General features: G+C 52.9%; 12 protein-coding genes. 2 read left to right on the top strand and 10 right to left on the bottom strand.

The genetic code is table 11. The features are described from left to right. Window positions 1–17: 17 nt before the first annotated feature. The 7 genes from NSP04_RS11170 to NSP04_RS11200 form a co-directional block, all read right to left on the bottom strand. On the bottom strand, window positions 18–512 hold the full coding sequence (locus NSP04_RS11170) for a cupredoxin domain-containing protein (RefSeq protein ID WP_371825020.1): 495 nt from the start codon (window positions 510–512) through the stop codon (window positions 18–20). 23 nt (window positions 513–535) lie between these two features. Continuing rightward, complete coding sequence (locus NSP04_RS11175) at window positions 536–1,963, bottom strand: multicopper oxidase family protein (RefSeq protein ID WP_257512431.1); 1,428 nt, start codon at window positions 1,961–1,963, stop codon at window positions 536–538. A 17-nt stretch (window positions 1,964–1,980) separates the two neighbouring features. Next, window positions 1,981–3,405: a TolC family protein gene (locus tag NSP04_RS11180; protein ID WP_257512432.1), complete on the bottom strand. Its 1,425-nt coding sequence runs from the start codon at window positions 3,403–3,405 to the stop codon at window positions 1,981–1,983. Beyond that, complete coding sequence (locus NSP04_RS11185) at window positions 3,402–3,713, bottom strand: hypothetical protein (protein WP_257512433.1); 312 nt, start codon at window positions 3,711–3,713, stop codon at window positions 3,402–3,404. Before NSP04_RS11185 ends, NSP04_RS11180 begins: the two co-directional genes overlap by 4 nt. A 64-nt stretch (window positions 3,714–3,777) precedes the next feature. Continuing rightward, window positions 3,778–4,176, bottom strand: a complete 399-nt coding sequence (locus NSP04_RS11190; protein WP_257512434.1) for a hypothetical protein — start codon at window positions 4,174–4,176, stop codon at window positions 3,778–3,780. A 56-nt stretch (window positions 4,177–4,232) separates the two neighbouring features. Beyond that, window positions 4,233–6,413, bottom strand: a complete 2,181-nt coding sequence (locus NSP04_RS11195; RefSeq protein WP_257512435.1) for an acetyl-CoA hydrolase/transferase C-terminal domain-containing protein — start codon at window positions 6,411–6,413, stop codon at window positions 4,233–4,235. Window positions 6,414–6,428: 15 nt separating this feature from the next. Then, window positions 6,429–7,391, bottom strand: coding sequence for a metal-dependent hydrolase (locus NSP04_RS11200; protein WP_257512436.1), 963 nt, complete (start codon window positions 7,389–7,391; stop codon window positions 6,429–6,431). A gap of 141 nt (window positions 7,392–7,532) precedes the next feature. Here NSP04_RS11200 and NSP04_RS11205 point away from each other — a divergent pair, with 141 nt between their 5' ends. After that, window positions 7,533–7,949: a putative toxin-antitoxin system toxin component, PIN family gene (locus tag NSP04_RS11205; RefSeq protein ID WP_257512437.1), complete on the top strand. Its 417-nt coding sequence runs from the start codon at window positions 7,533–7,535 to the stop codon at window positions 7,947–7,949. Further along, on the top strand, window positions 7,950–8,558 hold the full coding sequence (locus NSP04_RS11210) for a YegP family protein (RefSeq protein ID WP_257512438.1): 609 nt from the start codon (window positions 7,950–7,952) through the stop codon (window positions 8,556–8,558). It abuts the gene before it with no gap. A 47-nt stretch (window positions 8,559–8,605) separates the two neighbouring features. On the opposite strand, the gene NSP04_RS11215 is transcribed toward NSP04_RS11210, so the two are convergent. The 3 genes from NSP04_RS11215 to NSP04_RS11225 all read right to left on the bottom strand — a co-directional run bounded on the left by NSP04_RS11215 (window position 8,606) and on the right by NSP04_RS11225 (window position 13,614). Further along, window positions 8,606–8,941 (bottom strand): YegP family protein, encoded by a 336-nt coding sequence (locus tag NSP04_RS11215; protein ID WP_257512439.1) that lies wholly within the window; start codon window positions 8,939–8,941, stop codon window positions 8,606–8,608. A gap of 70 nt (window positions 8,942–9,011) precedes the next feature. Beyond that, a complete protein-coding gene (locus NSP04_RS11220) occupies window positions 9,012–10,457 on the bottom strand; it encodes an efflux transporter outer membrane subunit (RefSeq protein ID WP_257512440.1) in 1,446 nt (481 codons plus the stop codon). Further along, window positions 10,450–13,614 carry an efflux RND transporter permease subunit gene (locus NSP04_RS11225; RefSeq protein ID WP_257512441.1) on the bottom strand — a complete coding sequence of 1,055 codons (3,165 nt, stop codon included), beginning with the start codon at window positions 13,612–13,614 and terminating at the stop codon, window positions 10,450–10,452. Before NSP04_RS11225 ends, NSP04_RS11220 begins: the two co-directional genes overlap by 8 nt. Window positions 13,615–13,619: the final 5 nt, after the last annotated feature.

The following is a 13,619-nucleotide window of genomic DNA, read 5'->3' on the forward strand; positions in this document are numbered from 1 at the left end:
TTCAAAAATCTCAAAAATTATTGGGCTACCACGGTGATTGTGCCCACCATGCCCGCCTGAAAATGACCTGCAATCAGACAGGCAAACTCGAAATTGCCCGCCCGGTTGAAAGTCCAGATGATTTCACCTGCCTCCCCTGCATTCACATGGGCCATGTACGGCTCGTCATGCTCCATTCCAGGGAATTTCAGCATCAACTCTGCATGCTTGGCATTCTCTGCTTTCGTTCCAATCACAAATTCATGCAGCAGCTTGCCGGTGTTCTTCACGCGAAAACGTATGGTTTCGCCTTCTTTTACTTCCAGCTTGCCTGGCTTGAACCGCATGTCGTCGCCCATGCTCACATCAATGGTGCGCACTACATTGACGGCATCGCCAGCAATGCCCCAATCGGTTTGTTCTTTCACAACCGCAGCGCTGCCACTTTTCTTTTCGCCATGGGCGAACGCAACATTGCCCATACCTACAGTTAACGCAGCACAGGCCAATACGATTCCAGATAATTTCAACATTTACATTCCTTTACAACAATTTATTAATGACCGGAATGGCCAGTGGGTTTACGCACCTGCAATTCAATGTGCGGCTGCTGCTTCTGAGCCAACTTCATGCTGGGCTGCCCTGCGTTGCTGCTGCGCGCCGGTTTGGCCAGTTCACCTGTGAATTCATATGCCACTGTGCCCTCTGGGTGTTTGTACCAACCAGGGTCTGAATAATCGCCGGGCTTTTGGTCTTTGCGCACCTTGATCATGCTGAACATGCCACCCATTTCCACCGACCCGAAAGGCCCATCGCCAGTCATCATGGGAATGGTGTTGTCGGGCAGCGGCATTTGCATTTCAGCCATGTCGGCCATGCCGCGTTCACCCATGGCCATGTAGTCGGGAATCAGGTTGGTGATTTTCTTGGTCATGCCCCTGTGGTCCACGCCAATCATGGTGGGCACATCGTGGCCCATGGCATTCATGGTGTGGTGGCTTTTGTGGCAGTGGAACGCCCAATCGCCTTCCTCATTGGCGATGAATTCCATTTGCCGCATTTGCCCCACCGCAATGTCCACGGTCACCTCAGGCCAGCGTGAATTCTTCGGCGTGGGGCCACCATCGGTGCCCGTTACCTCAAATTCATGGCCGTGAATGTGAATGGGGTGATTGGTCATGGTCAGGTTGCCAACACGCAAACGCACGCGGTCATTCTGGCGTGCCACCAGAGGCGAAATGCCGGGGAACAGGCGGCTGTTCCAGGTCCACAAATTGAAGTCCAGCATTGTCATGATTTTGGGTGTGTAAGCACCAGGATCAATGTCATAGGCGTTCAGCAAGAAGCAGTAATCGCGGTCTACTTCGCTGATCAACGGGTTCTTGTTTTTTGGGTGCGTGACCCAAAAGCCCATCATGCCCATGGCCATTTGCACCATTTCGTCCGCATGCGGGTGGTACATGAAGGTACCGGGCCTGCGCGCTTCGAACTCATACACAAAGGTTTTGCCCGCCGGAATACCCGGCTGGTTCAAACCAGTTACACCGTCCATTCCATTGGGCAAACGCTGGCCGTGCCAGTGAATGCTGGTGTGCTCTGGCAGTTTGTTGGTCACGAAAATTCGCACTCGGTCGCCTTCCACCACTTCAATTGTGGGGCCAGGGCTTTGGCCGTTGTAGCCCCACAAGTGGGCCGTCATGCCCGGTGCCATTTCACGCAAAACTGGTTCAGCCACCAAGTGGAATTCCTTTACGCCGTTGTTCATACGCCAGGGCAATGTCCAACCGTTCAAGGTAACCACGGGGTTGTAGGGCCGGCCGGTGTTGGGCACCAAGGGGGGCATGGTGTCGGGTGATGTTTGCAAAATGGGTTCAGGCAAAGCGCTCATGGCCACTTTGCTGACACTGGCTGCTGCCACTGCGCCGCCTGTTAGTGCGGCGGCCTTAAAAAACTCTCGTCTGGAAAATTCTCGTCTGGAAGTCATGTTCAATATCCTTTTATTTAGTGGCCACCGCCGGCGTCGCCGCCAGCACTTGCCGCTGCACCACTGACCGACACCAGCACGGGTTTGCCAACCACAGTGGCCTGCAAAGCCGCATCGGCCCGCCAAAAATCAGCTTGCGCATTGATGGCCTGAACCACGGTATTCACCTGGTCGCGGCTGTCTGCCAGCAACTCAAACACGCCAATGAACATGCCGTTGTAGCGCAGCAAGTTTTCATCGGCAATGGTTTGTTTCAAGGGCACAATTTCATCGCGATAGTGGCGTGCAATGTCATAGGTGGTGCGGTAGGCGGAATAGCTTTCACGCAAGGTAGACTGCGCGCTGCGCAGTGTTGATTCAAGCCGGTTGGCTGCCGCCAGGGTATTGGCATTGAAGGCATCACGCTTCATACCACCCCAATCAAAAATTGGCAGGCGCAATTCAAGCTCCCAACCCTTTTTGTTGGCGCGTTCGCCACTGCCATTGTCAAATACGGTGTCGTAACGAACTGCGCCTTCAAGGTCAAGGAAACTGGCAATATTGCCCAGCCCTTGCGCCTTGGCACTGGTGTCAAAACCTTGCTTGGCCATGCGTACATCCAGGCGTTCTTCGCCTTGTTTGGCGACTTCGGCCGGGGCCTTGGGCGCATCTGGCAAATCGGGCAGCCGGTCAGGCAACTTCAGTTGCATGGTTTGCTCTGTGTTCAAGCCCAACATGCGCACCAGGTTTTCACGGGCGGCGGTTGCCTTGTGGCGCGTGGCGGCCAGGTTCAAGGCAGCATCGGCATAAAAGCTTTGCTGACGTGCACGCTGCAAGCGAGTGAAGTTGCCCACTTCCTGCATGCGGCGGGCCAGTTCGGCGCTGGTTTGTGCACTTTCAAACACCTGTTGGGCGTAGGTGTGTGCCTGTTTGGCAGCCACTGCGTCTACCCAAGCCTGTCGTACTTGAGTTACCTGGTCCACCACACTGCTGGTTAACTGCAACTGGGCTCGATCAATTTGACTGCGAGCAATGCCTTGACGGGCAGGCAGGCTTAACAGATCAAGCAGGCCAAACTTGAGCAAACGCCCAATTTCCACCTCGTCTTTGAAACGCACTCGTTCAAATACAAACACCGGGTTGTGCAATCGCCCGCTTTGCGCGGCTTGGGAAGCCTGTGCCCAGTTTTCAGCCAATACAGTTTGAAACTGCGGGCTGTTGGTCAACATCAGTTCCACAGCAGCGGGTTGGCTCAGCGGCTCTTTCAGTATTTCGCTTGCTTTGGTAGCCATGGCTTGGCGCTGTTCGTCGGTTTGAACAAGGCTCAGCTTGCCATCGGTAAAACCATTCAATTCCTGATTGGTTTGCTCGACTGACTCATTGATATTCACCGACGCACAACCCGCCAACACAAGCACCGCAAAAGCGATGGCTGTTTTTTTCAACACAATCGGCGCGTTCATTGGGCGCCTCCGTGTTGATGCGGCTTGGCGGCAGGTGGATTGGCGGCACCGGTGGGTGCAGCACCCTTTTCTGGGTTGTCCGAGTTGTTTTCCGCTTTGCTTTCATAAGGTTCGCGGGCGTACACGCGCCAACCACCAATTTCTTCAACCAGCCTGTTCACCTTGGGCCAGTTTTGAATTTCAGGATCGGAATAGGCCTGGTAGCCCTCAAACGCCGATTGGTATTCAAATGTTTGCGCTGCTGTTTCGCTGTGGACGGGCAAAGCCACGCCCAACAAGGGCAACGCGACTAAATAATGGAACTTCATAGGTCCTCGCAATTGTTCAATACACAGGGCACGTGCAGGTTTTAGCCCGCTCAGTGCCCACGAATCAAATTGCGAGTGTTTTTGGCGGTCGGTCTATTCGGCGCGTGTCGGCTGAATGGGGAATTTGAGGGGCTGAAATGGGGTGAAGTATGTCGTGTTGAACAGCACCAAAACTGGCTTGAGCCACGGGCAATAAAACCACCGCGCAGGTAGGGGCGCAGTTGCAACAACCGTGTAGCGACTTCATCAGCTTCTTGGCTGAATCAGGGTCGGTGTCGTCGGTGGCGTGCATGCTGTGATCCATGCTTCCGTGGTCCATGTCGCTGTGATTCAGCATGGATACAGACTCAGCGGAACTATCCCCCTGCAAATGGCATGCGAACATGCTTGCCTGCGCCATGCCTTGAACAGGCAACGCAAACAACATCATCCACAGTAGAAGGGTTCTTACCACTTTTGTCATAGACCGCAACATATCACTTGTACCTAGACTCGGCAAGCTGGGGAAAGTTGCAATGCCTAACCCAGGGCACCTTGAATTTTTAACTGCTCCACCAACAGTGCGCGCACCACCTTGGCTTGTAAACCATGGGTTTCGGTCAGCTCCATTCGCGCCAAATACGGTTGAGCCGATGCAGGTGGGCTGCCCGCCATCAAAGCCTTCAGTAACAACTTCCATTTGGGCGTGGTGGCCGCCAGGGTTTTTACGTCCTTCAGGGCCTGGGCCAGCATCCATTCTTGCTCGGTGAAGTCGCAGCCCAGCGGGAATGCAGGCAAAAAACCCTCTTTCTCCGGTGAGTCCAACCGGGCAGCCAAGTTGGCAGGGGTGTTGCTTTGAAACGCGGCAGGAATTTGATAATCAGGTTCAATTTTTCCTGCTTCTTTGGCTTGCTTCAACAGCTCGGCCTGAAACCGTGAATCCGCAATTTCAAGCAGCGCTTTGGCCACAACGGAATCTGATTTGCCCCGCAAATCGGCGATGCCGTATTCGGTCACTACGATGTCGCGCAAGTGGCGGGGAATTGTGCAGTGCCCGTAACTGAACACAATATTGCTGGTTGCTTTGCCACCTTGTTCATTCTCGCGCACGGCGCGAATCATCAAAATACTGCGCCCGGTGGGTAGCTTGTGCGCCATCGATACGAAATTGTATTGCCCGCCCACGCCGGAAATAACGCGGCCATCAGCTAGGCCATCTGACACCACCGCACCGCCCAGCGTGGCCAAAATACCGGTGTTTACAAACCGTGCGTGCGTGCGTTGTTCGTTGTACAGGGTGTGGTTCAAATCCAGTTGATTCACATGCTCTACACCCAGCATGTGAATGGCATCGCGCTCGTCTTGCGGCATGTTTTTCAATGCTGAATACATGGCCGTGGGGCCCAGAAAAAACCCGGCATGCAGCACCGTGCCGCCTTTTAACGGTGAACCCAGACTATTCTGCGCCAAAGCGTACAGTGTATTCGGGTCAGCCAGATTGGCCAAAACACGTTGTCCGTTGGGCAACACCAGCCACACGCCATCCATCAGCACATTGTTCTGCAACAGCCCGTGGTGTTTGAACACGGCAAGATCGTCAGGGGTAATTTCACGAACGCCCAGCTCAACCAGGTTTTCCCACACTGCGGAAGTGGGCTTGGCGGGGTCAAGCCCGCCTTGGTTGATCAACCGTTGCAAAGCCCAGTGATCGTAAACCTTGCGTTTCAGCACCCCGGCTTGCATCAAGTGCAAAAAACCATCCACAAACATTTCGGTGGCACCATACAAGCCGTTTTCGAACGGGGTATTTCCACCGATTTGTTCAGCCAGTTTGTAGCTTGCCTCGCCCCAGTTCAAGGCTTTTAGTACACTTTGGTAATTCGCATTTTGGGTGTGCCGCAGGTGCAACGCATGCACAACTGCATCGCCCAAGGCACCAATGCCCACCTGCAAAGTGCCGCCGTCTTTAATCAACGCACTGGTGTAAAAACCCAAGGCATAATCAGCCAGCCCCACTGGCAATTTCGGCGTGGAAAACAGTGTGGTGGAATACCGGGGGTGGTCCACCACCACGTCGAATTCTTCACAAGGTACTTCTGCACTGTGGCCCATGTAGGGCAAGCGCTGGTTCACAACCCCCACCACCATGTGGCCACGGCCACTTTGCCTCAGCATGCGCACCAGTTCTATCGATGTATCGGGGTTGCAACTCAGGGAATAATGCGTGGCTTCGCCTTCATCGGGTTTGCACACCGCCTGCATGGCCAGGTTGCAGCCCATGTGGAAAATATCGCGCGCTGCTGTGGTGTAGTTGGTGCTGACATAATTTTGCTGGGCATCCACATTACCCATGCGACTGCCCGGCTTGAAGAAAAACTCGTGCACCTTTATGTTGCCAGGCAACTTGCCATTTGTTGCATCGACGGCATACAGCAGGTCGGGGCAATCGCCCCAAACGCGTTCCACAAAGGGTTTCAGGAAAGCGGCTTCTGTGTCGGAACCTGGCACAGGCTTTTCTAGTGACAATGCCGTAAGAATCGTCAAATCAATTGACGGGTCGGCCTTTGCGCGCAGGTACAAGGCGTTGATCAGTTCAGGCGGTTTACCCAAACCCAAAGGCAAACCCACTCTAATCTGCTTGCCGAGCCGCTGAAGGATTTCATCCACACACTGTTCAACATTGTCCAAAACTACCGGTTTGTTTGTGCTGTGTGTGGACATGAATCCTCGCAAAAGTTAAGCGGCCTCCTTCAGGTTTGCCGCAATCGTACTGGCCGCCATGGCAGCCGGGGACTGGTTCAAATAGGCTTGGGCCAATTCAGTAGAACCCTCTTTGGAGGGATCGTACCATGGGCTGAAATAAGGCAATTGCTGCATCACCAACCACAGTGGGTTGGGCAGCAAACCCTTGCGGGAACTCTTGAACCATTCCACCCACATCCAGGGTTTGTACACCGTTGGTTTTTTCTTGGCAAAGCGCGGGTCTTGCCCGGCAATATTGGCGGCACCATCCACCCACAAACCGATGATCATGGGCACCACGATTGCGGCCATGTAATAACGCGACAGGTAATCGCCACCCAGGTGTTTGTACAAATCGAAGGCCACGCTGCGGTGCTCGACTTCCTCGGCGCCGTGCCAGCGTATCAAGTCAAGCATCACTTGGTCGGCATTGATTTCATCCCACTTTTTGTTTTCCAGTGCATACATGCCCAACACGCAAGTCATGTGTTCGATGGTGGCCACCAGGCCCAGGCGGGCCAACAACCAGCGGCGCTCCAGCAGGGCCGGTACCTTCTTTCCGAAGGGTTTGTCATCAAGCACCACATCAAAAAGCCACTTCATCAGTTTTTGATTGCGCTCGGTTTTAATGCCCCGCGCTGCCAAATATTCTTCAGTGGCCGAGCTGTGGCCGCGCGCATGCATGGCTTCCTGTTTGATGAAACCGCGCACATCTTCTTTCAGTTTTTCGTCGCTGACCAGCGGCAAGGCCTTGTTGTACAGACGACAAAACCAGAATTCACCTGCTGGCAAAATCAGGTTGATTTCATTGATGAAGTAACTGGAATAGGGCTCGTTGGGAAGCCAGTCTATGGGCGTTTCCGACCAGTCAAACTTCACATTGCGCTGCTTCAGTACCGTGTCGGTATTGGATGCAGCACGCGCAGGCTTTCTACGGGCAGTGGTGGTGGCGGTCATGATCGGTCTCCGGCGTTTTAGTCTAGATGACATTCTTTGATGTCATGGTTTGATCATAACCGGGAAGTGACAGAACGGATAGGGGATTTGTTCTACTGAAACCAAACATGTATTGTGGTGTCAAAAATGCTACCATTTACCATGATTGTTGTTATCGATACCAATGTTTTTATTTCAGCTTGCCTTGGCAATGGCGACAGCACACGAGTGATCGAGGCTGTACTTCTTGAGAAGGTTCGCCCTTTGATTGGAACCGCCTTGATCAATGAGTTCGAAGCCGTGTTATCCAGGCAAAACTTATTCAAATCAAGCCGCTTAAACCACGACGAGAGAAATACGCTTTTGAATTTGTTTTTTTCGAAATGTAACCTTCAGAAAATTTATTTCAATTGGCGGCCTAACCTTCGTGATGAAGCAGACAATCATTTAATTGAACTTGCGATTGCTGGTAATGCGGAAGCAATCGTGACCCAGAATATCAAGGACTTTAAAAGGACTGAATTGTTCTTTGGTAATTTGAGAATTCTGACCCCAAACCAGCTTTTGCAGGAGGTTTGAATGGCTGCTTTAACTGTGCGCCTATCTGATGAAAAACATGCTCGACTGAAGGCGCTAGCCAAGGCGCGTGGCACACCTTTGAATGCGCTAATTGATGAAATGACTACGCTGATGTTGGCAGAGTTTGATGCTGAAACCCGATTCCAGGTTCGTGCCATGCGAGGCAAGCAAACACCTGTTGAAGAAGGGCTTCATTTGCTGGCTAAGGCACGAGGAGATTCCGGTCCCTCCGGAGGGAACTCGCGAGAAATGTTGCATGATAGATCTAAAGAATACATTTCAGCTCCCTTAGAAAAATCAGAACATTCCGGGTACTTCTCGTTGGCAAAAACAATTGACGACCGATTCAAGTTCACCTTACACAATCATGTTCACGAAATAATTTTGATCAGTGAAATTTTTGAGACGCGACAAGAGGCGGAAAATGCGATAAAAGCTTTTCAGAATGCGTCAAAAAATGAATTTCAAGTTAATATTCGTGCAAAAAAAATAATGGATTTGAAATTTGGAAGACTTAAGTTCGAAGTCGATGAAGCGATGGCTAAGGAGTCTGCCAGTGCGCTCATAACACGCATAATGAAACTGTCAAAAAACAGCTACATCAAATAAAGCATAGGCCCACACAAAAACCGAAGCTAATTGTGTGGGCTTAAAAATTAACTCGTCGAATCCTTCACAGTAGTGGTCTTGCCATTGGTTTTCACCGATTCAATCCCGTTGTCGCAAGCCGCCTCCGATGCGTACAACTGGCTGGAGCCAATCACCTGGTGGTTGGCAGCTTTCAAGTTGAAATGGTGCTTGCCATTGGCAGCCACTTTCTTGTCATACCGTGGAGCATCTCCGCAGTTTTTCTGAACCGATTCAATGCCGTTTTGCGCAGCAGCTTTGGTTTTGTAAAGTTCGCTGGTCAATATGGTTTCGTGATTGCCTGCCTTCAAAACAAACCGAAACTGGCCGTCGCTGCTGTTGCTCAACTCAAAATAACCTGCCATCTCCTGCTCCTTGACTTTAAGTTTTTGTAAATGCCATGGGTTAACCCAATGTGGTTATATCACAGGCACATTACTCCTTAAAGGCCACTTGCTCGGCATCAAAGCCACCGCCCAACGCACGAATCATGGCCAGCGTGGCACCTTGCTGGCTTTGCCATGCAGACGCCCAACTGAGCTGTGCATTCAGCAAATTGCGTTGCGCGTCCAGCAGCTCAAGCTGATTGGCCACGCCATTGTCGACGCGCAATTGCGCCAAGCGTACCACCTGGGTCAGGGTTTGAACTTGTTCCTGGCGGGCCTGCAAGCGCTCGCGGGCTTCACGCTGCGCCACAATGGCGTCGTAAATTTCCTGGAATGCGGTGCGAATACCAGCCTCGTACTGCAACACTGATTGGTTGCGGCGTGCCACCGCGCCATCCCGTTCATCAAACAGGCGACCTGCCTGAAAAATCGGTTGGGTAATTTGGGTCTGAAAACTCCAAATGCGCGCTGGACCACTGAACAAGTCGCTCAAATCTGCACTTTCACGGCCACCAAATGCACTCAAACCGATGGTAGGGAAAAACGCTTTGCGGGCTGCTTCCAAGTTGGCTTCTCCAGCCAGCAATTGCTGTTCGGCAGCAGCCAGATCAGGTCGACGCAACAACAATTCTGAAGGTGTGTCTTCGGGCAAAATAAACAGCTTGGTGAGTTGCAGGTTGTCAACCGCCAAAGCAGGCAGTTCGGGCATGTTGCCACCCACCACCACAGCCAGCGCGTTTTGCGCACGGGCCAATTGTTCGCGGGTGTCTGGTAGTTGCGCGCGCACAGCCAACAGCTCGGCTTCGGTTTGGCGCAATTGCAGTTCATTGCTCAAGCCCACGTCGTAGCGCTGTTTGGCCAGTTTGTAGGCTGAATCACGGCTTTCCAGCGTTTGCTCAAGCACCTTCACTTGCAGGCCCAATACGCGCACCTGGGTGTACAGCGACGCCGTTGTGGCCGCCACACTTAAGCGCACGCCCCGCACGTTGTAACCCTGCTGCATGAAGCCGGCACGTGCTGCATCTTCCAGTGCGCCGATTCGGCCCCACAGGTCAAGTTCCCAGGTAGCACCGATGCCCAACTGTTGGTTCTCATACACATTTTGGCCGCCAAACACGGGCACATTTCCAGCCTGTGAAGGGCGATTGCGGCCCGTGGTGAACTGGCCAAAAATTGAAGGCCACTGTTGCGACTTGGCAATACCCAGCGCAGCACCCGCTTCATTCAATCGCTCATTGGCCAAGCGCACATCGGTGTTGTTTTGCAGGGCTTGCTCAACCAACGTGGTCAAGGTTTTGTCGCCCAACAACAACCACCAGGCTTCATTTTGAACCGTGTCGATGCCAACGCCCTTGGCGTTCTCGGGCACTTCCACCTGCATGGGCTGCTCGGGTTTGCCCTGGAATTTTTCCAGCAAAGGAATGCTGGATGCACAACCCGAAAGTGTAAGTGCCAATCCCATTGCGATGGCAGTTTTCGGCAGGGCTTTAAACATGCTCGCCCCCTTTGTTTGTTGAATTTTGATTGGATGAATCATTTGCTTCCTCTTCATCACCATGGTGTCGTCCACCTTTTTCACCGCGATCAATCAAGCGGTAAAACAGGGGCACAAAGAAAATGGCCAACAGCGTGGCGGCAGTCATGCCACCCATCACGCCAGTACCTACTGCTGCCCGCGCACCGGCACCCGCACCGCTGGAAAACGCCAGCGGAACAACGCCCAGAATAAACGCAAACGAGGTCATCAAGATTGGGCGGAAGCGCAAACGGGCCGCTTCCAGTGAAGCCTCCAGAGCGCTCATGCCTTCCTCGCGCTTCAGCACCGCGAATTCCACAATCAAGATTGCATTCTTCGCGGCCAAGCCCAGCAGGGTAACCAAACCAATCTGGAAGTACACGTCATTGGTCATGTCGCGCATCCACACCGCCAACAATGCACCGAACAGACCAAATGGCATGGCCAGCAACACCGAAAACGGCAAAGTCCACTTTTCATATTGAGCTGCCAGAATCAGGAACACCATGAGTGCCCCCAAAACAAGCGCAAAGCTGGATGAACCTGCTGAACGTTTTTCCTGAAATGAAGCACCGGAAAAATCGTAGCTGAAATCATTGGGCAATACCTCTGCCGCAATGTCTTCAATCGCTTGAATGGCCTCGCCTGAACTTACACCGGGCGCGCCGCTTCCCAGCAACTTCACCGCTGGTAGATTGTTAAAACGCTCTAAAGTTTCCGGACCTTGCGAAAACTCTACTTTTGCAAAGGCTGAAATCGGGATCATCTCGCCTTTGTTGGAACGCACATACATATTGCCAATGTCGGTTGGGCTTTTGCGGTATTGCGCATCGGCCGACATCAACACCTGCCAGGTACGGCCAAACTTGTTGAAGTCGTTCACATAGTAAGTACCCAAGCTTGCAGACAAGGTGTCGAACACTTCATTGATGTTCACGCCCATGGCGCGCGCACGTTCGCGGTCGACGTCTACATACAACTGCGGGGTGCCTGGGCGCCACAGGGTTTGCACGCCCGCCAAACGTGGGTCGGAATTGGCTTTGGCAATGAATGCATTCATGACTTTCGCCAGTTCTGCAGGCCCGCCTTCACCCCGGTTTTGAATATAAAACTCAAAACCACCGGCATTGCCCAAACCGAAAATGGGTGGTGGGGCAAAGGCCAACACCAAACCTTCCTGAATGCCCGCAGTGCGGCCAAACAACTCACCCACCAAATCAGTGGTCACGGCCTCGCGGTCGTCCCAATGGCGCTGGGTTACAAACATGGTTGCGGCGTTGTTTTTAAAGCTGCCGCCCAAAAAGTCGAAACCCGTGAATGCCACTGAATACTCGTTGGCTGGGTTGGCGGCCACCGCATCCACCACTTCGGCCACCACTTTGTCGGTGCGCTGCAAGGTTGCGCCATCGGGCAGAAATACTGCAGCAATAAAGTAGCCCTGGTCTTCATCGGGTACCAGCGAACCGGGTGTGGCTTTAAACAAGCCGGCGGTCACCACCAGCATCACCAGAAACAAGCCAATGCCAATGGCGGGGCGCATGCTGATGAACTTCACGCCACCTACATATTTGGTGGTAACGCGGCCAAACCAGTCATTAAACCAGGTGAAAAACTTGCCCGGTTTTTTGTGCTCATGCTTCAGCAGCAATACACACAAAGCGGGCGTCAGCGTAAGCGCCACAATGCCGGAAACAATCACCGCAATCGCAATCGTGATCGCAAATTGCCGGTACAGCTCGCCAGTCAGCCCACCCAGGAAGCCAATTGGAATAAACACCGCCGAGAGCACCAACACAATCGCAATCACTGGCCCTGTTACTTCCTGCATGGCCTTGATTGCCGCTTTGCGCGCGCCCAAGCCCTCTTCATGCATAATCCGCTCAACGTTTTCCAGCACCACAATGGCATCGTCGACCACAATACCAATGGCCAGCACCATGCCGAAAAGCGTCAAGGTGTTGATGGAATAACCCAGCACATACAGGCCAGCAAACGCGCCCAGCAATGAAACCGGTACCGCCAAAATTGGTATCAAGGTAGCGCGCCAGTTTTGCAAAAACACATACACCACGATGAACACCAAAATCATCGCTTCAATCAGGGTTTTCACAACTTCCCGAATCGACACTTCCACAAAGCGGGTGGTGTCGTAGGGCACAGCGTAATCCAGCCCTTCCGGAAAATCGGCAGCAATTTCATCGACAGTGCCTTTCACGGTTTGCGCCACTTCAAGCGCGTTGGCACCCGGCTGCAAGAACACGCCCACCAGCGTGGCAGGCTTGCCGTTGATGCGGCCGGTGAAGTCGTAATCTTTCGATCCAAGTTCCACGCGGGCAACATCTTTCAAGCGCAAGGACGACCCGTCTTCATTCACCCGAATCAGCACATTCTCGAATTCTGCTACCTCTTGCAAGCGGCCTTGCGTGGTAATGGTGTACACCAACTCTTGACCGTTATTCGTGGGCGCCTGGCCCACCTTGCCGGCTGCAAACTGCGCGTTTTGTTCATTCAATGCGGCGGCAATGTCGCCTGCAGTCAGTTTCAGCTGGGCCATGCGGTCGGGCTTGATCCAAACGCGCATGGCGTAGTCTTTCGCCCCAAAAATTTGCACGTTGGTGGTGCCAGGAATTCGCTTGATGCGGTCCAGCACATTCAGGGTTACGTAATTCGAGGTGTAAAAGTCATCGAACCTGCCATCTTCAGAATAAAACGCCAACACTTGCAAGAACGAGGACGAGCCCTTGTTGACCGTCACGCCCTGCCTGCGCACTTCTTGCGGCAGAATATTTTCCACTTGCTTCACGCGATTGTTCACGTTCAGCGCAGCCTGGTCTGGGTCGGTGCCAATCTCGAACGTCACCATGATTTCAACCACGCCACTGCTGGCCGAAGTTGAACTCATGTACATCATGTCTTCCACACCGTTGATGGCGTTTTCAATTGGCGCTGCCACAGTGCTTGCAATCACCTCTGCAGATGCACCGGGGTAAATAGCACGAACTTGCACCACAGGCGGTGCAATTTCAGGGTACTGGGCAATTGGCAAACCACGCATGGCGGCCAAACCTGCCAGCATGATGAAAATCGACAACACAGCCGCAAACACAGGCCGGTCGATAAAGAATTTGGAAAACATGAATC

It is taken from the genome of Limnobacter parvus (assembly GCF_024623725.1).
Classification (GTDB): domain Bacteria; phylum Pseudomonadota; class Gammaproteobacteria; order Burkholderiales; family Burkholderiaceae_B; genus Limnobacter; species Limnobacter parvus.

Excerpts from the sequence above, each read along its gene's own strand:
- NSP04_RS11190 (WP_257512434.1), bottom strand. The coding sequence starts at position 4,176 with ATGACAAAAGTGGTAAGAACCCTTCTACTGTGGATGATGTTGTTTGCG.
- NSP04_RS11210 (WP_257512438.1), top strand. The coding sequence starts at position 7,950 with ATGGCTGCTTTAACTGTGCGCCTATCTGATGAAAAACATGCTCGACTG.
- NSP04_RS11185 (WP_257512433.1), bottom strand. The coding sequence starts at position 3,713 with ATGAAGTTCCATTATTTAGTCGCGTTGCCCTTGTTGGGCGTGGCTTTG.
- NSP04_RS11215 (WP_257512439.1), bottom strand. The coding sequence starts at position 8,941 with ATGGCAGGTTATTTTGAGTTGAGCAACAGCAGCGACGGCCAGTTTCGG.
- NSP04_RS11175 (WP_257512431.1), bottom strand. The coding sequence starts at position 1,963 with ATGACTTCCAGACGAGAATTTTCCAGACGAGAGTTTTTTAAGGCCGCC.
- NSP04_RS11220 (WP_257512440.1), bottom strand. The coding sequence starts at position 10,457 with ATGTTTAAAGCCCTGCCGAAAACTGCCATCGCAATGGGATTGGCACTT.
- NSP04_RS11225 (WP_257512441.1), bottom strand. The coding sequence starts at position 13,614 with ATGTTTTCCAAATTCTTTATCGACCGGCCTGTGTTTGCGGCTGTGTTG.
- NSP04_RS11200 (WP_257512436.1), bottom strand. The coding sequence starts at position 7,391 with ATGACCGCCACCACCACTGCCCGTAGAAAGCCTGCGCGTGCTGCATCC.
- NSP04_RS11180 (WP_257512432.1), bottom strand. The coding sequence starts at position 3,405 with ATGAACGCGCCGATTGTGTTGAAAAAAACAGCCATCGCTTTTGCGGTG.
- NSP04_RS11205 (WP_257512437.1), top strand. The coding sequence starts at position 7,533 with ATGATTGTTGTTATCGATACCAATGTTTTTATTTCAGCTTGCCTTGGC.
- NSP04_RS11195 (WP_257512435.1), bottom strand. The coding sequence starts at position 6,413 with ATGTCCACACACAGCACAAACAAACCGGTAGTTTTGGACAATGTTGAA.
- NSP04_RS11170 (WP_371825020.1), bottom strand. The coding sequence starts at position 512 with ATGTTGAAATTATCTGGAATCGTATTGGCCTGTGCTGCGTTAACTGTA.